19 protein-coding genes are annotated in these 22,250 nt (G+C 64.6%); 14 read left to right on the top strand and 5 right to left on the bottom strand.

Annotation, left to right across the window (positions count from 1 at the left end):
* Nucleotides 1-104: 104 nt before the first annotated feature.
* Complete coding sequence (locus ACVMDN_RS20675; protein ID WP_057019583.1) at nt 105-1,883, top strand: caspase family protein; 1,779 nt, start codon at nt 105-107, stop codon at nt 1,881-1,883.
* 68 nt (nt 1,884-1,951) lie between these two features.
* On the top strand, nt 1,952-2,551 hold the full coding sequence (locus tag ACVMDN_RS20670; RefSeq protein ID WP_456814498.1) for a DUF4384 domain-containing protein: 600 nt from the start codon (nt 1,952-1,954) through the stop codon (nt 2,549-2,551).
* Between the two features lie 198 nt (nt 2,552-2,749).
* On the opposite strand, the gene ACVMDN_RS20665 is transcribed toward ACVMDN_RS20670, so the two are convergent.
* Complete coding sequence (locus ACVMDN_RS20665) at nt 2,750-4,588, bottom strand: caspase family protein (protein ID WP_456814497.1); 1,839 nt, start codon at nt 4,586-4,588, stop codon at nt 2,750-2,752.
* Between the two features lie 619 nt (nt 4,589-5,207).
* On the opposite strand from ACVMDN_RS20665, the gene ACVMDN_RS20660 reads away from it, so the two are divergent.
* The 3 genes from ACVMDN_RS20660 to ACVMDN_RS20650 all read left to right on the top strand — a co-directional run bounded on the left by ACVMDN_RS20660 (nt 5,208) and on the right by ACVMDN_RS20650 (nt 6,580).
* Nucleotides 5,208-5,765, top strand: a complete 558-nt coding sequence (locus tag ACVMDN_RS20660; protein ID WP_253608186.1) for a zinc-dependent metalloprotease — start codon at nt 5,208-5,210, stop codon at nt 5,763-5,765.
* An 88-nt stretch (nt 5,766-5,853) separates the two neighbouring features.
* Entirely contained in the window at nt 5,854-6,309 is a 456-nt protein-coding gene (locus tag ACVMDN_RS20655) for a cupin domain-containing protein (protein ID WP_456835028.1), read from the top strand.
* Nucleotides 6,310-6,397: 88 nt separating this feature from the next.
* On the top strand, nt 6,398-6,580 hold the full coding sequence (locus tag ACVMDN_RS20650; protein WP_168857061.1) for a hypothetical protein: 183 nt from the start codon (nt 6,398-6,400) through the stop codon (nt 6,578-6,580).
* 48 nt (nt 6,581-6,628) lie between these two features.
* Here ACVMDN_RS20650 and ACVMDN_RS20645 read toward each other — a convergent pair whose 3' ends face one another.
* Nucleotides 6,629-7,624 (bottom strand): phosphotransferase, encoded by a 996-nt coding sequence (locus ACVMDN_RS20645; protein ID WP_456835029.1) that lies wholly within the window; start codon nt 7,622-7,624, stop codon nt 6,629-6,631.
* 128 nt (nt 7,625-7,752) lie between these two features.
* Between ACVMDN_RS20645 and ACVMDN_RS20640 the strand changes: the two genes are divergently transcribed.
* The 4 genes from ACVMDN_RS20640 to ACVMDN_RS20625 all read left to right on the top strand — a co-directional run bounded on the left by ACVMDN_RS20640 (nt 7,753) and on the right by ACVMDN_RS20625 (nt 11,370).
* A complete protein-coding gene (locus tag ACVMDN_RS20640; RefSeq protein WP_307720401.1) occupies nt 7,753-8,223 on the top strand; it encodes a copper chaperone PCu(A)C in 471 nt (156 codons plus the stop codon).
* Between the two features lie 135 nt (nt 8,224-8,358).
* The gene (locus tag ACVMDN_RS20635; protein ID WP_233475559.1) at nt 8,359-10,131 is read left to right on the top strand and encodes a PQQ-dependent dehydrogenase, methanol/ethanol family; all 1,773 of its coding nucleotides are present in this window, start codon (nt 8,359-8,361) and stop codon (nt 10,129-10,131) included.
* Nucleotides 10,132-10,204: 73 nt separating this feature from the next.
* Nucleotides 10,205-10,747, top strand: coding sequence for a c-type cytochrome (locus tag ACVMDN_RS20630; protein ID WP_456835030.1), 543 nt, complete (start codon nt 10,205-10,207; stop codon nt 10,745-10,747).
* Entirely contained in the window at nt 10,744-11,370 is a 627-nt protein-coding gene (locus tag ACVMDN_RS20625; protein ID WP_076831437.1) for a hypothetical protein, read from the top strand. Before ACVMDN_RS20630 ends, ACVMDN_RS20625 begins: the two co-directional genes overlap by 4 nt.
* A 162-nt stretch (nt 11,371-11,532) precedes the next feature.
* Here ACVMDN_RS20625 and ACVMDN_RS20620 read toward each other — a convergent pair whose 3' ends face one another.
* The gene (locus ACVMDN_RS20620) at nt 11,533-13,206 is read right to left on the bottom strand and encodes a bifunctional protein-serine/threonine kinase/phosphatase (RefSeq protein WP_194295395.1); all 1,674 of its coding nucleotides are present in this window, start codon (nt 13,204-13,206) and stop codon (nt 11,533-11,535) included.
* Between the two features lie 63 nt (nt 13,207-13,269).
* Nucleotides 13,270-14,529 carry an MFS transporter gene (locus ACVMDN_RS20615; RefSeq protein ID WP_076831717.1) on the bottom strand — a complete coding sequence of 420 codons (1,260 nt, stop codon included), beginning with the start codon at nt 14,527-14,529 and terminating at the stop codon, nt 13,270-13,272.
* Nucleotides 14,530-14,610: 81 nt separating this feature from the next.
* Between ACVMDN_RS20615 and ACVMDN_RS20610 the strand changes: the two genes are divergently transcribed.
* From ACVMDN_RS20610 to ACVMDN_RS20590, 5 genes are all read left to right on the top strand, one after another.
* Entirely contained in the window at nt 14,611-14,970 is a 360-nt protein-coding gene (locus tag ACVMDN_RS20610; protein ID WP_143271120.1) for a hypothetical protein, read from the top strand.
* 190 nt (nt 14,971-15,160) lie between these two features.
* Nucleotides 15,161-17,620, top strand: a complete 2,460-nt coding sequence (gene nirB, locus ACVMDN_RS20605; protein ID WP_076831429.1) for a nitrite reductase large subunit NirB — start codon at nt 15,161-15,163, stop codon at nt 17,618-17,620.
* On the top strand, nt 17,617-17,946 hold the full coding sequence (nirD, locus tag ACVMDN_RS20600) for a nitrite reductase small subunit NirD (protein ID WP_076831426.1): 330 nt from the start codon (nt 17,617-17,619) through the stop codon (nt 17,944-17,946). The genes nirB and nirD overlap by 4 nt, the downstream gene beginning before the upstream one ends.
* Before the next feature lie 11 nt (nt 17,947-17,957).
* Entirely contained in the window at nt 17,958-20,621 is a 2,664-nt protein-coding gene (locus ACVMDN_RS20595) for a nitrate reductase (protein WP_076831423.1), read from the top strand.
* A gap of 97 nt (nt 20,622-20,718) precedes the next feature.
* The gene (locus ACVMDN_RS20590) at nt 20,719-21,774 is read left to right on the top strand and encodes an amidohydrolase family protein (protein ID WP_244558918.1); all 1,056 of its coding nucleotides are present in this window, start codon (nt 20,719-20,721) and stop codon (nt 21,772-21,774) included.
* On the opposite strand, the gene ACVMDN_RS20585 is transcribed toward ACVMDN_RS20590, so the two are convergent.
* The gene (locus ACVMDN_RS20585) at nt 21,771-22,022 is read right to left on the bottom strand and encodes a hypothetical protein (protein ID WP_076831419.1); all 252 of its coding nucleotides are present in this window, start codon (nt 22,020-22,022) and stop codon (nt 21,771-21,773) included. The genes ACVMDN_RS20590 and ACVMDN_RS20585 overlap by 4 nt on opposite strands.
* Nucleotides 22,023-22,250: the final 228 nt, after the last annotated feature.

Below are 22,250 nucleotides of genomic sequence, written 5' to 3'. Positions count from 1 at the left end.
CACCGCCTGCGCGCTGGTTTCCGGAGGTCCGGACGGCATTCCTGCCGCTCTGCCTTGCCGGTGCGGTTCCAGGGCGGACCTGCTTGATATCGAGGTGGATCGCGATGCGAACGCTCAGGGGCTTTGATCGAAGGACCGGTTGGCTGTGTGCCGCCATCCTGCTCGCCGCGTTGATCGGCCTGCCACTCCAGCGCGCGCATGCGGCGGGTGAACTGTCGATAAGCAATCCCGACGGTGCGGCGCTCCGGGCGCTCGTCATCGGGATCGACGACTACCAGCATGTACGCAAATTGAAGGGCGCGGTCGCCGACGCCAATGACATCGTGTCGAGCCTGAGGACCATGGGCGTCAGCGATGTGGTCGAGCTGACCAATGCACAGGCGGACAGGGCGAGCGTGCTGCGCGAAATCAGCTCACTGGTGGAGCGGACAAAGAGCAACGATCTCGTCTTCCTGTCGATCGCAGGCCACGGCACGCAGGAGCCGGAGCGGATCAAGGGCTCCGAACCGGACGGAATGGAGAACGTGTTCTTGCTGCCCGAATTCGCGACCACGCCCGCCGGGTCGGTCGAGCGCATTCTGGGAAGCGAATTCAACCATTTCATCCGGCAGTTCGAATTGCGCGGCGCAAGGGTGATTTTCGTCGCGGATACCTGCCATGGCGGCGGAATGGTGCGCGATATCGATCCGCGGGCGGCTGAGATGAGTTTTCGGCAGGTGCCCCGCTACACGCTGCTGGTCGATGAATTGAAGCCGGTGTCGAGCAGCGACGACCCGAAGTCCGAACTCGATCTCGACCACACCGCGTTCATCGCCGCGGTCGATCGGCACACCAAGGCGCCGGAAGTGCGGATTCCGGGGATCGATGGCCTGCGCGGCGCCCTGAGTTATGCCGTTGCGCGCGCCGTGGAGGGCAACGCGGACATCAATCATGATGGCAAGGTGACCCTGAAAGAGCTTTTCAGCAATGTTCGGCAGGTGGTCTATCAACTGTCCGACCAGCGCCAGAATATCGTGACGGTATCGTCGCCGGCACAGATGCCGGAAACCGAGGTCGCGTTCGAACTGACCCGCGGCGTGGTGCTGATCCAGGGCACGGCGGCGAGAGCTGCCTCCGGCCAGGTCGCTACCGTCGCGTCCGCCGAGAAGCAGACCCCTGCGCCGCCGGCCGTTACGGCCAAGTCGCAAACCGGTCCAACCAGTGCCGCTGCGACCGCCCCGGCCGCGCCCAGTGCCGCACTGCCGCCCTTCCGCCTCACCACGCCGATCCGCTTGGCAGCGCTTGACGGCAAGATGGGCTATTTCACCAGCGTCAAGCCGCAGGACGCCAGCGTGCAGGCCGTTCAACCGACTGATAATCCCGACCTGATCTGGGACCCCGTATCCCATGATGTGATCGCCTGGGGCGACGTGGTCGCCTATGGCGTCGACGTTGGCGGTTTGACGACAGTGGTCAACCGAACCGCGGCAATTCGGGAGCTGAAGCGCATGGCGACGCAGTCGCCGCAGCTGATGCGTATTTGGCCGGATGACCGACAGCAGCGCAGCGGACAGACCGTCGAGGTCGAATTGTCCGACGTCGGTTCGCGGGCGGTGCTGCTATTCAACGTGTCCGGTGATGGAACCATCCAGATGCTGTATCCGGTGGGTTCCGATGCCGCGATGGCTCGGTCAGCAAATCTGCGGCTGCCTCTTCGGGTAGGCGAGCCGTTTGGCGCCGAGCAGATCGTCGCGGTAACCTCGCAGCAGCGGATGGTTGATCTGGAGACGGTCTTGATGCAGCTCAACCGGCGCCGTGCCTCGGGGCAGGTGATCAAGAGTCTGGAGCGCTACCTGCCGGCGGACGCGCGGATCGCGTCAATCGGCTTTTTCAGCGTTCCCTGACGAAGCTGTGACAGCCGGTCATGTCGCCAGCGAAACTGGTTTCCCGCAAGCAATCCTGGTTCGCGATCGTGCTGCTGCTGGCAGGAGGCGGGGCCGCGTGGGCGACGCCGCCGCCATCGGCCGCTCCATCGGCAGGTGCGACGAATGCTCCGTTGCTCTGGCGCGTACAGGCCCCGCGCGGGCCGGCAAATGCCGCCAGCGTGGCGCTTGAAATCCTGCCGGGTCCAACCGTCAACATTGGCGGCAAGGTGTCATTCGGCGTAACCGCCAGGAAGCCGGGCTATCTGATGCTGGTGGATGTTGATGCGGACGGGCGGATGTCCCAGATCTTCCCGACTGCCGAGCTATTGGCGCAGTCGGTCGGACCCGACATGAATCTTGTCAAGCCTGGCGTCCAATTCATCGTTCCGACCCCGGCGGCACAGCAACGTGGATTTGAATATGTCGTCGCGCCGCCGGCCGGGTCCGCCGTGATCGTTGCGATCCTGAGCGAGCGACGCGTGCAATTGCTCGATCTGCCGGACATTCAGCGCAAGCTTCAGGGGCCGGCCGACACGTTGAGCTATCTGTCGGATTGGACCAGTCAGCTGCGGATACCGGACAGCGGCGGCGGAAGACTGTTGCCGAACAATTGGTCGTTCGACATCAAATCATACTCCATCAAGTAGGTAAGCGATCGCGTTGCTCCGGCTACTCGGGCGGTTGAGGAGGCCGTCGCGCGCGATCATGTGGTGAATATTCTTGTGGCCGAAGCTGCTGTCCGGCGTCTTGCGTGCAGGGCCCCGCGGTTTGGCTCCGTTGCCCCCGGGCATGACCGATTGCGGAGAAGACGGCGGCCCGATCTCGAGCGCGCCGCCGTGGCCGTCCTAGTTGCAGACCTCAACATTGCCGGTACCGCCGCCGGGACCTCCGCCGCCACGGTAATCGAGATGACATCCGCGACGGACCGGGCGGCATAGATAAGCATCACACACGATCTGGCCGCTGCCACCCGAGGGTCTCGCCGTCGCCTGTCGTCGGGGAACGTCGGCTTGCGGCTCGGGCCTCTCGCGGACCGGACGATCGGCGCGCGACGGGCGCTCATCAATGTAACGCTTTGCCACCGGCTTTTTACCGCGCCGCTTCTCGCATTCGTTATCCTCGTTCAGGAACGAGCCCTCGGCGCAGGTGATCTTGCGGCACTGGTCGCCGTCGGCCTTGTAGCCATGTTCGCAGATCAGCGGGCAAACCCGGGCCGGCTTCAGCTTGATCGCATCGAGCGCATCGAGGCTTGCAAGCTTGACGTCAAATTTGGTTCCGGCGTGCCGGTTGAACAGGGTCAGGGAGCGACGCGAGGCCGCGTTCCAATCACCGTCGATGGAGCCCGTGAAACAGCCAACCCGGCTCAACTCGCTCTGCACCGATTTGGCAAGATCCTCCTGCGGCGGCGCCGTGTTCAAGGCGGCAACCTTCGCGCCCTCGCTATTCAGCGATGGGGTAGCGGTTGCAATATTATCCGGCTTGGCGCTGTCGACCACAGGTCCGTTCGTGGAAAGCATGGCGACCGTTGAGGTTTGGGATGCGGTCCGCTTCCGTTCAGCCTCGGCAGCTTGGTCCTGCGCCGCCTGCTTTGTTCTTTCTGCCGCGATACGGGCATCCTCCGCGGCCTTGAATTCTGCGGCCGCCTTTTCCTGCTCCGCTCGCTGGGCACCTTCGGACGCAAGCCGAGCCTTCTGCTGCTCTGCTTCCTGCGCTTTCCGGGTGGCGGTAACGCGCGCGTCCTCCGCGTCGATCTGATTGAGCTGAAGCTTGGCCAGATTTGAGTAATAGCCGTCGGGGTGCTGGGCGAGGAACGCGCTCATAGCGGCCTTGTTACCCAGTTGCAGGGCCAATTCGTAGTCGCGACGAATCTCCGACGAGGCGTTAGCCGGCGGCGGCGCCGGCTCTTCTGCCTTTGGCACGAGGGCAACGTCCTCACCGCCCAGTGAGCCGTAAACGTAAGGCTCCTGTCGGTTGCCGGTCGCTTGCAAGACATCATCGCGGACGAAGCCGAAAGCCCTGCGCAGGTCCAGTCCAGGCTTTGCGATATATTTCACCAGCGCTGTCGCGTAGGGACTGTTCGTGCTGTTGCCGTCGAGCGCGGTCAGTCCGGCCTTCGCCGCAAACGCGATCAGCGTATTGGATACGGCGGGTTCTACCCGGGCGAGCCCGCGGCTGATCGCGCGCGAAGCGACGGTTCGCTTCATGGTGTCGGCGAAAGGATTGTTGCGGCAGGCATCAACGATCACGACGCGGAGCTGCTTGGCGGGCTCGATGGCCAGCAGGACACGATCGAGCGAGAAGGCCTCGTCATAGATATCGGTGTCGCGTTCAAGCCTGGCATCCGTCGGGATCAGATAATTCGTCCCGTCGATCTCGATTCCGTGACCTGCATAATAGACGATGGCGATGTCTGCATCGCGAGCTTGATCGGCGAAATCCCTCAGTGCCCGCCGCATGTCGCTCGAGGTCAGGTTCAGCCGAGACTCCACCAAATCGAACCCGGCGCCCTTCAAGGTCGCGGCGATAGCGGTGGCATCATTGGCAGGATTCGGAAGCAATGGCGCATTTTGATAGTTCGAATTGCCGACCACCAAAGCCACTCGCTTCGTTGCCCAGGCTGGCTGAGACGCCAGGAGAACCGAAGCAGCAAGAACAGCAAGAACTCGGAGGAGCGTGTAGCGCATGGCGAACGTCCAAAATCGGCTCGAAACAACGGCAGGTTATCGAAGGTGGCCGCGCGCAAACTCCACTGCGTCAAGCGTTACGGGCGCCGGCATACCTCCGTAGAGAACAAATCTGAGTCCAATCCATTCCTGATGTTGTCGTTCGGGGCAGCGAGATTGTTCAAGGATACACCGAAGCGTGTAGGGCCGGTGGTGCACGGCCGAACAAATGTCAGTCGACCTGTAAGATATTGAAATAGCTGCTTTTTATCTTTGGCGTCGGAATGGCTGGCAGTGCCGGCATCCGCCTGGGCTTCGCCAAGCGAAGTTCCATCTCTCGATAGTGATCTCGGAATTGAACTCGCATGCTCAAGCGATTCTCGTGCCGGATCGTCAGCGTGTGACGGCCGCGTTGTTAGTCTCGGTGGCGTCGACAAGGTTCAGCCCGTTCGTCTCGGCCGTTTGTCGCAGCCTCGGGCCTCTTCCATAGGAGCGCGAACTGCGTCTATCTGGAAGCAACGCCGATCCGTTCGAGCTGAGACGTGCGAGTCCCGAAAGAATCGAAATCTGCGTCCTCGGGATCCGGACGTCGACGTGTGGACGCCCACCGCAGGTGTCGTCGAAATCTCTGGAGACGCACATGTCTATTCCACTGAAAATCTACATTACGCCATTTGCCGAGAAAGGTGTCGCCGAGCCGCAAAAATGGAGTGGCGAGGCCGCCAAGAAGGCACTGGATGTGGTCAATAAGATCTGGGCGAAGGCCAAGATCGGGTTCGTGATCAATGATTACGTGGAAGATAAACCGCTCGATATGGCGAAGAGCGCGCGCAACAATGATCAGCGCGTTCTGGATGTTCTCAGTTTCCGGCATGCTCCCGACAATGCGGTCCACATCTATCTCGTCAATCCGATAGTCAATCTCTCGGCTGGTGGCGGCTCGTATCTTCATAGCGATCCCGAGCCGGCAAGCTTTGTCCAATGGTATGGCAATGACTTTGCCAACGGACGCGCGTGGGCCCATGAACTTGGGCATTTGATGAGTCTCGACCACGTCGACGTAGATTACGCCGATGAGAAGCAGGCCGCCCTGCGCAGCAACTTGATGACGAAGGGATTGAGCGTGGGAAGCGATTTGACCGGTCAGCAGATAAGCACGGCCAAAGGTTCAAAACTGGTGAAGCGATTTGGCGGCTGACCGCGGAACCTCCTCGCTGCCGCCTTCCATGAAACCAATTGCAGTCGGCCCGATCGCTCGTTCGCCCGCCAACCGCCGGAGAGACGCCATGCCCAAGGTCGACCTTGCAAACGTCCCGGAGCGCAAGGGGACCGGCTATCCGGCGGAGTTCGCCGCGCCGTGCGCCGAGCGGGTGCGACAGCGTCTAGGTGATGCCGGCGGGCTCGCCGACTTCGGCGTCAACCTGATGCGGCTGCCGCCCGGCAACTGGTCGAGCCAGCGCGACTGGCATTCGGATGAGGACGAGTTCGTCTATGTGCTCGCAGGCGAAGTGGTACTGGTGGAAGACGGCGGCGAGATGGTGCTGCGGGCCGGCGATTGCGCGGCGTTTCCGAAGAACTCCGGCAACGGGCATCATCTGATCAACAGGTCGCAGATGACGGCGACCTATCTCGAGGTCGGCTCGCGCTCGCGCGCCGACGTTATCACCTGCTCCGACATCGACATGATGAGCCCGAGCTCCGACGGCCGCTTCCTGCACAAGGACGGCACGCCGTACGAATAGCCCCACCTGTCGCGCCGCGCACGAAATCGGGCGTTGCGGATTGGCCGGCGAAGGACCAATGTTCCGGCGAGGAGCTTTGGTCGCGTCCATGGCGGAATGGTATTTCATCTGGGTCGACGGTCCGCGCGGACCCGAGCCGCAGAAATGGTCGTCGGATGCGCTGTGGGGCCAGCTGGCGCGTCAGGACGTGATCGTGCGTTTTCCCCTGAGCGATCGCGAGGCCGAATTGTCGCTCGACCAGCTCGCAAGGCTGCACCCGGTGCCGCAGTGAGCTGCGCCGCAGTTCTTTCCGTCGACGTTCGATCCGCCGGGGTGAACGTCAGACCGAAAGATCGAAGCCGGGCGTCGCGATTTCGGTCAGGAACGCGGCGACGAACATCTTGCCCAGCACATGCTTGGCCGCCGGCGTGCCGGCCTTGAGCCGGCCGGCGCGTGTGGCCTCTGAGAGCTCGGCAAGCGTCGGTGCCGCAAGGCTCGTATCGGGTACGGTGCGCGGCGCCGTCGCCGATGCGCTGAGCAGCACGCCGGCGTAGTAGAGCCGGGTGAGCGCGCGGACATGTGCGAGCCGTGCGCGCCGCGCCTCGTCGAGCCGGCGGCCGAGCCAGGCACGATGCAAAATGCTTTCCAGCTCCGGCGTCCGCGCCAAGCTGTCGCCGACAATCGCGAGGTCGACCAGCGGATCGGTGCGATAGGCGGATTCCCAGTCGATCATCCAGAGCCTGTTGCCGTCGAACAGGATGTTGGCGGGGAGCGAGTCGTTGTGGCTCGACACCGAGTTGACCTCATCCCAGGCATAGGCCGCGCGGATGCGCGCGAGATGCGCGTTGCAACGGTCAAGCGCGCCGGGCGCGAACAGGCCGGTGCGGCCGACATGGGCCCAGAGCCGGGCCACGATGTCGGGGTAGCGCACGAAAGCGGGAAAGGTCGGCGTCGCCTGCAGGCGCGCCAGCAATTCGCCGAGCGCCTTCGCCAGCGCCGGCAGGCCGCCGGGATAGCGGCCGAGCGGCTGCCGCTGCACAAAATCCATCACCGCGACGCGCGAGGCCTCGTCGACATAATGGAGTCGCGGCGCGATGCCGGCCTCGGCGGCGATCCTGAGCGACACATACTGAAACGGATTGCGCAGCGGGCTCGGCATTCCTTCGATTCGGAGCAAATAATTCTCGCCGCCTGCATCGATCCGGAACAATTGCGCCGACGTTGCGCCGCCCGAGACCGATGTGACGGCCTCGATCGCTGCGGTGCCGATCACCTGACGCAGTGCGGCATGTGCTGCGTCGCGCTGTGCCGGCGGAAGTTTATCGAGAGCACTCATGCGCAGGAAGTTAGCATGGCCGCTATGCGTGCCCAAAATCGCGTTGATGCAGCGTTCGCGATCTATTGCTGGCAGCGCACGACGAAGCATGAAACAATGCTGCAAAAATCATGTTGGGAGAGAACTTGATGTCGTTCGAGCGGGAGTTGCATTGCGCCGTTGCGTGCCGATCATGGATCGCGTTGCCATTATTCTGCCTGATCAGCACGTTCGGAGTGATGCATAACGCCGCCGCGAACGAGTCCTTGCAGATTGTGGACGCGCGCGTGCCGGCGGTCGACAAAGCGGGCGGGGACCTTCCCTTGACGATGACGATCAAGAACGAGGCCGACAGCGCCGATGCGCTGCTTCGTGTCCGCTGCCCGGTTGCGAATTTTTCCGAGCGTCATACTGTGGATCGCGGCGAAGGCGCACCGGCGATGCGCTCGATATCCAATATACCAGTGCCGGCAAAGGCGATGCTCGAGCTGAAGCGTGACGGTTATCACGTCATGCTGCTGCAGATGCGTCAGGCGCTCACGCCGGGCGAGACCTTCAAATGCGCGATCGTTTTTCAGAAAGCAGGCACCATCGAGACGGAGGTACAGGTCCAGAAGTGACCTCACACAAGTGACTCAACAAGACGGCGGGTGGTGCACAGCCATGCGCCGGGACTCAAGGCTTCTCGCGTGATCGCCCGTGTGTGACGGGCGGTTCGATCAATGAAGAATGCTAGATCCGGAGGAAATGAACTCATGACAAGGTTGAATTGGGTAAAGTCACATATGCTCGCCGCGGCAGTAGCATCCGCAGCGACCTTCGCAAGCTCTTTCGCGCTCGCCGACGATGTCGGCCAGGACCGTCTGCTCAATGCTGACAAGGAAGCAGGCAACTGGCTGCACCACCACAAGAACTATTCGGCGACGCGCTTCTCGTCGCTGGCCGATATCAACAAGGACAACGTCAAGAACCTCAAGGTCGCCTGGACCATGCATCTCGGCGGCGTCGAGGGCGGCGGAATCTGGTCGCATGGCGGCTTGGAGGGGACGCCGATCGTCGAGAACGGCTTCATGTACGTCACCGACGGCTGGGGTTCGGTCTACAAGATCGATGCGCATGGCGGCAAAGGCGTGCTGCTCTGGAAGATGGATCCGAAGACCGACCATGACTGGGCCGGCGCAGTCGCCTGCTGCGGCGTCGACAACCGCGGCGTCGCATTGTGGGGCAACCTCGTCGTCTCGCACACGCTCGATGGCCGCCTGATCGCGACCAACAAGGAGACCGGGCAGGTCGCCTGGCAGCGCCAGGTCGCCGATCCCGACAAGGGCGAGGTGATCACCGGCGCACCGCTGATCGTCAAGGACATGGCGATCACGGGCGTGGCCGGCGCCGAATACGGCATTCGCGGCTGGATCGCGGCGACCGACCTGAAGAGCCAGAAGGAAGTGTGGCGCACCCACACGATCCCGGGCAAGGACGAGGCGGGTCACGAGACCTGGAAGGACGACAAGGACGCCAAGGCGAGCGGCGGCGGATCGACCTGGGTCACCGGCAGCTTCGACCCCTCGACCAACACCATCGTCTGGGGCGTCGGCAATCCCGGACCGGACTGGGACAACGAGTATCGGCCCGGCGACAACCTCTACACCGACTCCTCGCTTGGTCTCGATGCCGACACCGGCAAGATCAAGTGGCACTACCAGCACACGCCGAACGATCCCTACGATTATGACAGCGTGGCGGAGAACGTGCTGGTCGACGTCCCCGGTCCGAACAACACGACGCAGAAGCTCGCGCTCGAGGCCGACCGCAACGGCTTTGCCTATGCGATCGACCGCAACAGCGGCAAGTTCATCTGGGGTCTGCCGTTTGTCAAGAAGGTGACCTGGACCAAGGGTCTCGACCCCGAATCCGGCAAGCCGGTGGAGTATGATCCGAAGCAGGGCGTGCAGCGCTACAACGCTGCGGTGACGCCAAGCCGCACCAACAAGGTGACGGACATCTGCCCCGGCAACATGGGCGGCAAGAACTGGCCGCCGACCGCGTATAATCCGAACCTGAAGCTCTGGTACATCCCGGTGATCGAGAGCTGCAACCGGATTACGGTCGAGGAGACGACGCCGGACAAGTTGAAGAAGCGCGAGTTCTTCACGGGCGGCGGACCGAGCCAGCCGGTCAAGATCACCGGCAGCGTCACCGCAATCGACGTCACCACCGGCAAGGTGGCAGGGAAGGCGGAGACCGAATTCCCGAACCTCGGCGGCATCCTGGCGACGCCCGACCTCGTGTTCTCCGGACAGCCGTCCGGCGAGGTGATCGCCTATGACGCGAAATCGCTGCAGCAGCTCTGGCAGTTCAACACCGGCGGCGGCGTCAATGCGCCTCCGATGACGTTCTCGGTGGACGGCAAGCAGTATGTCGCGATCCTGGTCGGCCTCGGCGGTGCCTGGGACAAGTGGTTCATCGATGCCACGCCTGAGCTGAAGCGGATGCAGCCAGGCTCGATGCTCTACGTGTTCGCCCTTTGACGTCGCAGCGCGGGAGGCCTCTCACCGAGGCCTCCCGCGTCGATTTGGCCGAGAAAGACAAGAAACAAGACGAATGAAAAAAATATCGCTGGTTGGCGCGTGGCTCGGCTGCGCGCTGGTGATGGGATTTATCGGTACCGCGCAAGCGCAGTCGGCGAGCGATCCGACCGATGCGGGCAAGGCGGTGTTCAAGCGCGGCAATTGCGTCGGCTGCCACAAATGGCACGGCAATGGCGGCGGCGGCTATGGCGGCGACGCGCTGTCGCTGCGCAAGACCGAGCTGACCCGCGAGCAGATCATCGAGACCGTGACGTGCGGCCGGCCGGGCACCGGCATGCCGTTCTTCGTGCGCGGCTCCTACGACACCACGAAATGCTACGAGATGACCCGGCAGGACGTCGCGGACCGCATGCCGCCCGAAGCGAATGTGTTCCTGCGGCCGAACGAAATCGAAGCCGTCGCCGATTACGTGCTTGCCCGCGTCAAGGGCAAGGGCGAGCCGACCTACGATGAATGCATCGCGTTCTTCGGCGATGGCTCGCGGGTCTGCAACGTCTACAAGGAGGCCGGCCACGCCGCCGCGCCGTCCGGCCAGAGCGAGAAGGCAAAGCCATGAGCAAGCAAAGATCGGCAATCCGTGGCTTGGTCTTCGCTGTCACCGTCACGGCAGCGGTGCCGGCGATGGCGACCGCGGGAGACCTGCGCGACATCAGCGTCGGAATGGCGATCAGCAGCGTGCCGGACGCGGGCTACATCAACCTGACTTGCGTCGGCGAGAAGACCCACAGATTGGCTGACTGGGCGCAATGGCAGGCTTGCCAGGCCGGACCGGACCAGCTGCGCGGCATCCGCTTCGAGTACGATCGCGAGAGTGGGCGGGAAGGCACCATGGTCGGCGGCCATCCCGCGATCCTCACCGTCATGATCGACAAGGACGCCAAGATCGCGGCGCTGATGATCGAGACCGATCCGAAGGCGCGGCTCTATCTGCGCAAGAAGGCCTTCCTGCTCGGCCTGCAGGCGAGGTCGCGCTATGGCGAGGACGGCTGGACCTGTTCCAAGGCACAGCCGGGCGCCGACAAGCAGGAGGTCGGCGGCGTATTTGTCGACGAGAAATGCACCAAGACGATCGACGGCCGCAAGGTCGAGATCGAGCGCCATCTCTACCGCGAGCCGAACAAGGAGCTCAAGGACATGACCGACGAGACCCGCATCACGATCCGCCGCGCCGGGCCCTGAGCTGCAAACTGAAATAGCCAAATTTCAGCTGCCTAACTGATCTAAAATGACTCTCTTTCTTTTCGTCATGGCCGGGCTTGTCCCGGCCATCCACGTCTTTTCTTACGCGATTGCAGCGAAGACGTGGATGCCCGGCACAAGGCCGGGCATGACGGAGCTAGTCTAATGCCGCGCCAGCAGCACCACGACGATCAGGGCCAGGATCGCGCATAGCACCTTCCAGAAGGTCACGGGATCGCGGTCGTGCAGCGATTTGCGGGTGGTGACGGCGGGGCCGGCCCAGGTCGCGCCGTTTTCCAGTTCGTGCGCGAACTCGATGGCGTCGCCAAAACGTTGCGCGGGGTCGACGCTGAGCGCCTTGCCGATCACCGCGTCGAGCCAGGCCGGCAGGTCCGGCCGGTAGCGCGATAGCGGCGCCGGCTTGCCGAAGCGAGGCCGCGAGAACGGTTCGATCTCGCCGAACGGATAGTTCGCGGTGAACATGCGATAGACCGTGACGCCGAGCGCGAACAGGTCGGAGGCCTCGTCACCGGCCTTGCCGCCGAACAGTTCGGGCGCCATGTAGCTCGCGGTGCCCGGAATGTCCTCGGCGGGAAAATCCTCCAGCAGCGGCACCCGCGCGACGCCGAGGTCGACAAGGCGCAACCCGCCGTCCTTCAGCAAGATCACGTTGTCCGGCTTGATGTCGCGATGGATGATGCCCGCGCGGTGCAGCGCGGTGACCGCGCGCACCAGCTTGGTTGCGATCGCGATGCCGTCGGTGAGCGACAGCCGCGGCGCGCGGCCAAGCCGCTGCTCCAGTGTTTCGCCCTCGTAGAGCGGCATCGCCGAATAGAGCCTGGTCTGCCGCTCCGCCGGCACCTCGATGATTTCGCCGATCCAGAGGCTGCGCACACGCGCGGCGACCCAGGCCTCGCGCACGAAGGCGAGGCGGTAGGAGCCTTCGCTCGCGACCCGCGGATGTGGAAACTTCAGCACCACTTCGCGGCCGGCGCGCTTGTCGATCGCCTTGAACAGGCGGCTGTAGCGCCCGTCGGACAAGACGTCGCCGAGGCTGAAATCGTCGATCGTATCGCCGGTCACCGGCAAATCGAGGATCGGCAGCGTCGCGATCGCGTGGGTGAGATCGTCGCGGTCCGCCGGCGGCAGGTCGACGACGTCGAGCACCAGTGCGGTCGTGTTGTCGCTGCTGCCGGCCGCGAGGGCGGCGTCGACGATGCTGCGCGCGGACTCGTCAGGCGGCGTGCGTTCCTCCAGCAATTGCTGGAGGCGCAAATCGCCGAGCGCGCCGTGAACCCCGTCGCTGCAGATCAGCAGGCGATCATGTTGCCGGAGCCCGAGGGACGTGTAGTCGAAGCGGGCGAACTCCTCGAAACCGATGGCGCGGCTCAGCATGTGGGCGAGGTCACCGCGGCCGGCGATATGGTCCTGCGTCAGGCGTTCCAGGCGGCCGTCGCTCAGGCGATAGGCACGGGTGTCGCCGATATGGATCACATGGCATTGTCGCCGTGACAGGATGATCGAGGAGAACGCGCAGGCCATGCCGCTGCGCGCGGCATCGACGCGGCCCTGGCCGTAGATCCAGCTGTTGGCGGCTTCCAGCGCCCGCGCGGCGCGGCGGCGGACACCGAGCGTCTCGGGCAACGAATAATAGGCGTCGATGAAGCTGCGGACCGCAACCTCCGCGGCCTCGCGCCCGCCCTTGTGGCCGCCGACGCCGTCGGCGACCGCGGCGACCACATCGCGATGCAGCGTGCCCGGCTGGCCTAAGCAGGCCGCGACATAATCCTCATTGGCGGCGCGCTTGCCGGTCTCGCTGGCAAAGCCGACGCGCACCCCCAAGTCCCGTTGCGAACCGTTCGCCACGTCCGGGCCCCGTCACGTTGCGGAGCGGAGTCCTCAGACGCGCGCTCCCGATACCGCGCCCCAAGTGGTGCGCCAGCGAACCTTGACCATGGCAAGTCCGATGAAGCCAAGCAACGCCAGCCCGCCGAAGAACAGGAAGCCGGCGCCGAAGCCGCCGGTCATGCCCTTGGCGGCGCCGAGCGTCTGGGCGAGGAAGAAGCCGCCCACGCCGCCGGCGCAGCCAACCAGCCCGGTCATCAGGCCGATCTCGTGACGGAAGCGCAGCGGGATTAGCTGGAACACCGCGCCGTTGCCCATGCCGAGCGCCAGCACGCCGATCGAGAACAGCAGCACCGAGATCCAGGCGATGCGCGGCAGTTCCGTCAACGCCCAGCCGGCCTGCGTCGGCGCCGTCGGGCCCTCCGGCATGAAGGCAATGACGAGATAGGCCGCGACCACGACACCGAACAGGATCGACAGCGAACGGATGCCGCCGATCCGGTCGGCGATCATGCCGCCGACGGGACGGAATCCCGAGCCGAACGCGACGATCAGCGCGACCAGCATGCCCGCCGCGACGCCGGAGACATGATACTGCACGGTGAAATAGAGCGGCAGCGCGTTGGCGAGGCCGACGAAGCCGCCGAAGGTGATGAAGTAGAAGAACATGAACCAGCGGCTGTCGGAATCCTTCAGCAGTGCGCCGTAGGCCTGCAGCGAGACCTTCTTGCGCTCGCCCGGCGCGTCCTTGGCTGCGACCGCGTAATAGGCGAGCACCATCAGCATCGGAATAAGCAGGCAGCCGAACACGGCCTGCCAGCCCCAATGCTCGGCAATGGTCGGCGCGAGCAGTGTGTCGAGCACGACGCCCATATTGCCGGCACCGGCAATCCCCATCACCACGCCCTGATATTGCGGCGGATACCAGCGGCTCGCCTGGGGCAGGGCGACGGCGAACGAGGCGCCGCCGACGCCGAGCGCAAGCCCGAACAGCTCGATCGCGAGCTTGCTGGTCAGCCCGAAGTGCCACACCGCAGCAGTCGCGGCGATCACGACGAGCTGGGCGATGATGCCGGTACGCTTGGCGCCGATGATGTCGGCGAGAATGCCCATCGGCACGCGCAGCAGCGCGCCGGCCAGCACGGGAATGGCGACCAGGGTGAACTTCTCGTTCACGGCCAGATTCATGTCTCGCGCGATGTAGACGATCAGCGGTCCGAGCGCGACCCACGCCATGAAACTGATGTCGAAGTACAGGAACGCGGCAAGCAGTGTCGGCCAGTGACCTGCCTTCTTGAACTCGGCTAGCTTCATCGCAAGCATCTCGCGTTGATGCGGCGGAGGCAGCCGCGAAAGCGCGGCCATCTCAGGCGCAGACAAATGGAATGTTGGTGAATGGGAGTGCGCTCGTCGTTGAGACGCACTCCGTCAACAGCTGCGGTCAGCAATTACCGTGCCATCGATCACGTCCGTCGCTTTGCCGTGCAGTCGCAAGACGTTGCCGCGCAATCGCGAACAGCGTTCCGCCGCCGCGCGTGGCATGGCTTGCGGCAAGTGCCGCCGCGCAAACGCGCACGCTGGTGTTTTTTTGTGCGATGCGCCAAGTCCGTGCGATCGCGCATCAAATGCGATTTCGCGATCGCCATCGCGGCCGGCGATGCTGTGCACAAGAGATCATCGGCGTGGCTAAAATTTCGGCCGGCTGTCGGCGCGGCGCGCGGACCGGTGGATTTTGATCGGCCGGAAACCTCTTGATTTTGCGGCCGGATTTGCCCGCCGCGAGTTGGCACGCGTTTTGAATATCAATCAACAACGGAACATCGGTCGTCATCGAAGACGGTCTGCGCCCGCGGCTGGGCTTCCTACAACTCCAAACCTTTATCGGTGCCCATCAACGACGCACGCCGCGTCGCTGCGCAGCGCCGTCGGAATTGAAAGGCAGACCATGCTCGACAAAGTGACCAAGCAGAAGCTCGTGGTGATCGGCAACGGGATGGCCGGCATCCGGACGGTCGAGGCGCTGCTGGAGCGCGCGCCCGATCTCTACGACATCACGGTGTTCGGCTCCGAGCCCTACGGCAATTACAACCGCATCCTGCTGTCGCCGGTGCTCGCCGGCGAGAAGACCGTCGACGACATCATGCTCAACACCGTCGACTGGTACGAGGACAACAACATCACGCTGCGCAAGGGCGAGACGATCACCATGATCGACCGTCGCACCTGCGAGGTCGTCACCGAAGCCGGCGAGCGCGTGCCCTATGACCGCCTGCTGATCGCGACGGGCTCAAACCCGATCATGCTGCCGCTGCCGGGCAAGGAACTGCCAGGCGTGATCGGCTTCCGCGACATCTATGACGTTGATCGCATGATCAAGGCCTCGACCGACTATCGCAACGCGGTGGTGATCGGCGGCGGCCTGTTGGGCCTCGAGGCCGCCAATGGGCTGATGAAGCGCGGCATGAACGTCACGGTCGTGCATCTGCTCGACACGCTGATGGAGCGTCAGCTCGATCCAGTGGCCGGCGGCCTGTTGCGCAAGTCGCTGGAAGAGCGCGGCATGGTGTTCAAGATGCCGGCGCAGACCCAGGCCATCCTGGGCGAGGACCGCGTCACCGGCGTGCGCTTCGGCGACGGCACCGAGCTGCCGGCCGATCTGGTGGTGATGGCGGTCGGCATCCGTCCGAATTTCGAGCTCGCCAAGAAGGCCGGGCTCTACTGCGAGCGCGGCATCGTCGTTTCCGACACCATGCAGACCTATGACGGCCGCATCTACGCGGTCGGCGAGTGCGTGCAGCACCGCCGCCAGACCTACGGTCTCGTCGCGCCGCTGTTCGACCAGGCCAAGGTCTGCGCCAACCACCTCGCGATGAAGGGTTTCGCCACCTATGACGGCTCGGTCACCTCGACCAAGCTGAAGGTCACCGGCATCGACCTGTTCTCGGCCGGCGACTTCGCGCCGGGGCCGGACAAGGAGGAGATCGTGCTGCAGGACGCCAACCGCGGCGTCTACAAGCGCATCATCCTGAAGGACAAGAAGATCGTCGGCGCCGTGCTCTATGGCGACACCATCGACGGCCCCTGGTACTTCCAGCACCTGCGCGACGGCACCGACGTCTCGCATATGCGCGAGCGCCTGGTGTTCGGCGCCGCCAATCTCGGCGATGGCGGCGTCAGCGGCCAGAGCTCGGTTGCCGCGATGAGCGACGAGACCGAGATCTGCGGCTGCAACGGCGTCTGCAAGGGCGCCATCGTCAAGGCGATCAGCGAGAAGAAGCTGTTCACGCTCGACGACGTCCGCGCCCATACCAAGGCATCGTCGTCCTGCGGGTCCTGCACCGGCCTTGTCGAGCAGGTGCTGGCGTTCACGCTCGGCGGCGACTATTCGGCGGCGCCGAAGGTCAAGCCGCTGTGCAAATGTACCGATCACAGCCACGACGATGTTCGCCGCGTGATCGTCGAGCAGCAGCTCAAGACCATTCCCGCGGTCATGCGCTTCATGGAGTGGAAGACCCTGAACGGCTGTCACTCCTGCCGTCCGGCGCTGAATTACTATCTGCTCGCGACCTGGCCCGGCGAATATCGCGACGATCAGCAGTCGCGCTTCATCAACGAGCGCGTCCACGCCAACATCCAGAAGGACGGCACCTATTCGGTCGTGCCGCGGATGTGGGGCGGCGTCACGACGCCGAGCGAGCTGCGCGCGATCGCCGACGTCGCCGAGAAGTTCAACATCCCGACGGTGAAGGTCACCGGCGGCCAGCGCATCGACCTGCTCGGCGTCAAGAAGGAGGACCTGCCGGCGGTGTGGGCCGACCTCAACGACGCCGGCATGGTGTCGGGCCACGCCTACGCCAAGGGCCTGCGCACGGTGAAGACCTGCGTCGGCTCCGAATGGTGTCGCTTCGGCACCCAGGATTCCACCGGCCTCGGCGTCAAGCTCGAGAAGTTCATGTGGGGCTCGTGGACGCCGGCCAAGGTCAAGCTCGGCGTCTCCGGCTGCCCGCGCAACTGCGCGGAAGCGACCTGCAAGGACGTCGGCGTGGTCTGCGTCGATTCCGGTTACGAGATCCATTTCGCCGGTGCCGCCGGACTGCACATCAAGGGCACCGAGTTCCTGACCAAGGTCGAGACCGAGGACGAATGCCTCGAGGTGATCGTGGCGCTGACCCAGCTCTACCGCGAGGAGGGCTGGTATCTGGAGCGCATGTACAAATGGTGTGACCGCGTTGGTCTCGAGCAGATCAGGAAGCGGGTGGTCGACGACGTTGCGAACCGCAAGGCGCTGTTCGCTCGCTTTGCCTATTCGCAGCAGTTCGCGCAGACCGATCCGTGGGCCGAGCGTGCCAGCCGCGGCGTCGACCGCAACGAGTTCGCGCCTCTCGCCGAATTGGAGCTCGCATGACTCAGTGGATCGAAATCGGCGCATTGACCGACATTCCGCGGCTCGGCTCGCGCGTGGTGCGCACGCCGGGCGGCAACATCGCAGTGTTCCGGACCGAGAGCGACGAGGTGTTCGCGCTCGACGACCGCTGCCCGCACAAGGGCGGGCCGCTGTCGCAGGGCATCGTGCACAACAAGCGCGTGACCTGTCCGCTGCATAACTTCGTCATCGAACTGGCGAGCGGGCAGGCCGTCGCGCCCGACGAAGGCTGCACCCATACCCATCCGGCCAAGGTCGAGAACGGCGTTGTCTGGCTGTCGGTGCGGCAGCCGGCCGCGGTGAGCTGAGCGGTCAGGCAATGTCCGTCAAGACCACGTGTCCCTATTGCGGTGTCGGCTGTGGCGTCATCGCGTCGAAGGACGCGGCCGGTGCCGTCACCGTCGAGGGCGACAGGCAGCATCCGGCCAATTTCGGCCGGCTCTGCAGCAAGGGCTCGGCGCTCGCCGAGACCATCGATCTCGAGGGGCGTCTGCTCGAGCCGATGGTGGACGGCGCGCCGGCGTCATGGGACGACGCGCTCGATCGCGTCGCCGATGGCTTTAGCAGGATCATACGCGAGCACGGGCCCGACGCGGTCGCGTTCTATGTTTCCGGCCAGCTGCTGACCGAGGACTATTACGTCATCAACAAGCTCGCCAAGGGCTTCGTCGGCACCGCCAATATCGACACCAATTCGCGGCTGTGCATGGCCTCCAGCGTCGCGGGGCACAAGCGCGCGTTCGGCAGCGACACCGTGCCGGGCTGCTATGAGGATCTCGAGCAGGCGGACTTACTCGTGCTGGTGGGCTCCAACGCCGCCTGGTGCCATCCGATCCTGCACCAGCGCATGCTGGCGGCGAAGGAGAAGAATCCGGCCTGCAAGATCGTGGTGATCGATCCGCGCAGCACCGCGACCTGCGAGGGCGCCGATCTGCATCTGCCGCTGCGCTCGGGCAGCGATTCCGTGCTGTTCAACGGCCTGTTCGCCTTTCTCGCCGGCAGCAACGCGGTCGACCGCGGCTTTGTCGGCAATTGCACGACGGGTGTGGTCGACGCGCTGAAGCAGGTCGGCGGCCAGACCGTGGCGCAGACCGCGGCGACCTGCGGCCTGACCGAAGGCGCGGTCGGGCTGTTCTTCGACTGGTTCACGCGCACCGAGCGCGTCGTCACGCTGTATTCGCAAGGCATCAACCAGTCGTCGAGCGGCGTCGACAAGGTCAACGCCATCATCAATTGCCATCTCTTGACTGGACGCATCGGCCGTCCCGGCATGGGGCCGTTCTCGCTGACCGGCCAGCCCAACGCGATGGGCGGCCGCGAGGTCGGCGGGCTCGCCAACCAGCTCGCCGCGCATATGGAGATCGAGAATCCCGCGCATCGCGAGCTGGTGCAGCGGTTCTGGCGTGCGCCAGTGATCGCGGAGAAGGCCGGGCTGAAAGCGGTCGACATGTTCGACGCGATCGCCGACGGCCGCATCAAGGCGGTGTGGATCATCTCGACCAATCCGGTGGTGAGCCTGCCGGATGCCGATCGCGCGCGCGCCGCGCTCGACGCCTGCGAGCTCGTCGTGGTGACGGATTGCATGCGCGACACCGACACCACGCGCCATGCCGACGTGCTGCTGCCGGCGCTGGCGTGGGGCGAGAAGGACGGCACCGTCACCAATTCCGAGCGCCGGATCTCGCGGCAGCGGCCGTTTCTCGCAGCGCCGGGCGAGGCGCGCGCCGACTGGAGCATCATCTGCGACGTCGCCAGTCGCATGGGATATTCCGGCTTCGACTATGCCTCGGTGGCCGAGGTGTTCCGCGAGCACGCCGAACTGTCGGGTTTCGAGAATAGCGGCCGGCGCGATTTCGACATCTCGGCGCTGGCGGCGCTGGACGATACCGCCTATGACGCGCTGGCGCCGGTGCAGTGGCCGGTGACGTCAGACCATCCGGCCGGCACACCGCGGATGTTCGAGAGCCAGCAATTCTTCACGCCCGACCGCAAGGCGCGCTTCGTGCCGGTGGCGCCGCGCGCGGCGCGCCACGCGACCAGCCGCGACTTTCCGCTGGTGCTCAACACCGGCCGTGTGCGCGATCAGTGGCACACCATGACCCGGACCGGCAAGACCGGCCGGCTGCTGGCACATGTGTTCGAGCCCTATGCCGAGTTTCACCCGGAGGATGCGCGGCAGGCCGGCCTGCAAAACGAGGGATTGGTGCGGCTGACCAGCAGCTGGGGCGAGATGATCGCGCGCGTCGTGGTCAGCGCCGACCAGCGCCGCGGCTGCGTGTTCGTGCCGATGCACTGGAACGCGGAGTTCGCCGGCGAGGGGCGCGTCAACGCGCTGGTCAATCCGGCGACAGATCCAGTGTCCGGCCAGCCGGAGTCCAAGCACACGCCGGTCAAGGCCGATCCCTATACGCCGAAATGGCACGCCTTCATCCTGAGCCGCGACGCGATCAGGCGTCCGGCAAGCGGCTATTGGGTCTATGGCAAGGCCGGCGATTGCACGCGGCTGGAGCTCGCGCTCGACACTCGCCCGGAGAGCTGGCGCGACTGGGCGAGGGCGCAGCTCGGCCTCGAAGGTGTCGAGATCGAGTGGATCGCCTATCGCGATCCGGCGGCGGGACGCTTCCGCTACGCGGCGGTGCGCGACGGCCGGCTCGAGGGCTGCGTGTTCATCGCGCCCGATCACGCGCTGCCGTCGCGGGCCTGGCTGACCGGGCTGTTCGCCGAGCAGCAATTGTCGGCCAATGCGCGGATGTCGCTGCTCGCGGGAAGGCCGTTCGGCGCGGGCGAGGATGTCGGCCCGATCGTCTGCTCCTGTTTCAGCGTCGGACGGCACCAGATCACCGCCGAGATCAAAAAGGGCGCCGACAGCGTCGATGCGATCGGCCGCTGTCTGAAGGCCGGCACCAATTGCGGCGGCTGCAAGCCCGAGATCGGCAAGCTGATCGGCGCCACCGCGCAGCCGCGGCAGGCGATCGCGTCGTAGGTCGCCGCGCCAGGGCCCAGCCGAGAAATGCGCGATTCAAGATTGTTGCGGCGCAAATTGACCGTGAGCCCTATTTCTACGGCCGCAATTTCCTGATGTGATCTTCAATATTGCGAGCCAGTTTGCGGTTACCCCTGCTGAGGCGCGCCGTGCCGATCACCATCATGTCGTGACCAAAGCCATAGAACAGGAAGGACATTACATGCCTTCACGCCGTCATCTTCTGACCGGCGCCGTCGCGACCGGTGTCGCGCTGTCAATGCAACGCGCCACTGTAGCAGTCGCGCAGCAAAAACGAGTGATCGTCGATTCGCAGGTTCACCTGTGGCCGGCAAGCACTCCGGAGAGACCCTGGCTCCCCGGTGCCAAGCCGCAGCTCCCGGAGCCCTTCACCATCGAGCGTGTCATTCCACTGATGGACGAGGCTGGCATCGATCGCGTTGTCATCGTTCCGCCAGTGTCGCTTGAAGGTGAGCGCATCGATTATGCCCAGGAGGCAGTCAGACGGTACCCGGGCCGCTTCGCCATCATGGCGCGTGTCGCCCTCGACAAGCCCGACCGCGCGGCACGGCTTGCGACTTGGCGCGACCAGCCCGGCGTACTGGGCGTGAGGTTGAACGTCGGCCCCGGCGAAGCGGCGTGGCTGACAGACGGAACCGCGGACTGGTTCTGGCCGGCGGCGGAGAAGGCCCGCCTGCCGGTGATGTTTCTCACTGAGGGGCAGACGTCGCTGTTCGCCCGCATCGCCGAGCGGCACCCGCAACTTACGCTCATCATCGATCACATGGGCGTCGGCGCGGGACTTCGCCCTCGTCCCGGCTCATCGGAAAACAACATGGTGCCGGAGGCTATCGTCCAGGCGGCCGCGCTCGCAAAATATGCGAATGTATCGGTGAAGTTGTCGTCGGTCCCGCTGATTTCGACTGAGCGATATCCATTCCGCGACGTGATCCCGCACATCCACCGCCTGTTCGACGCCTACGGCCCGGAGCGCTGCCACTGGGGGACCGATCTAACCAACTCATTCGCCCGGGCCACTTACCGGCAGCGCGTGACGCAATTCACCGAGGAGCTTCCGTTCCTCAGCGAAAGCGACAAGGACTGGATCATGGGCCGCGCGATCCTGGCGCGGCTTCGCTGGACGTCGTCCTAGCAGCCGCGGCAGATGCTCTTCAGCTTGCTGTTGAGCAGGCGGTCCTCTTCGTCGGAGGCCGCCTTGGTGTAGGGGTCGTTGCCGTGGCGCTTGTCGTCGGCAAAACTGCCGGCGCCAGTGGCGCCGCCCAAGTGCATGCCGTGCATCGCGTGCCCGCCGCCATGGCCGTGGCCGCCGCGCGCGCCGACCGGCGGCATCGCGGCCGCAAGCAGCGTCAGCAGCAGCCCGACCGTCGTGATCGTCCGCATGTTTTCCTCCTCGTCGCGGCAAAATACCGCTGACGCTGAGGCAAATGGGTGTCGGTCATCTTCACAATTTCGCGTGGCGGCAATCGCCCGATTCTCGCAGCTGGTTCCCCCCGGGGCTGCCCCGGTGCGTCGTACATAGGCCGTCTGCGGATGGCTACATGCCGACAATGCAGTGCTCGCGACACCAAAATGGTGTATCGGCAGGCTCTGGCGCGCTCAAGACACGGG

The organism is Bradyrhizobium sp. USDA 4510 (genome assembly GCF_054059095.1).
This window is presented reverse-complemented; position numbering and strand designations above follow the sequence as displayed.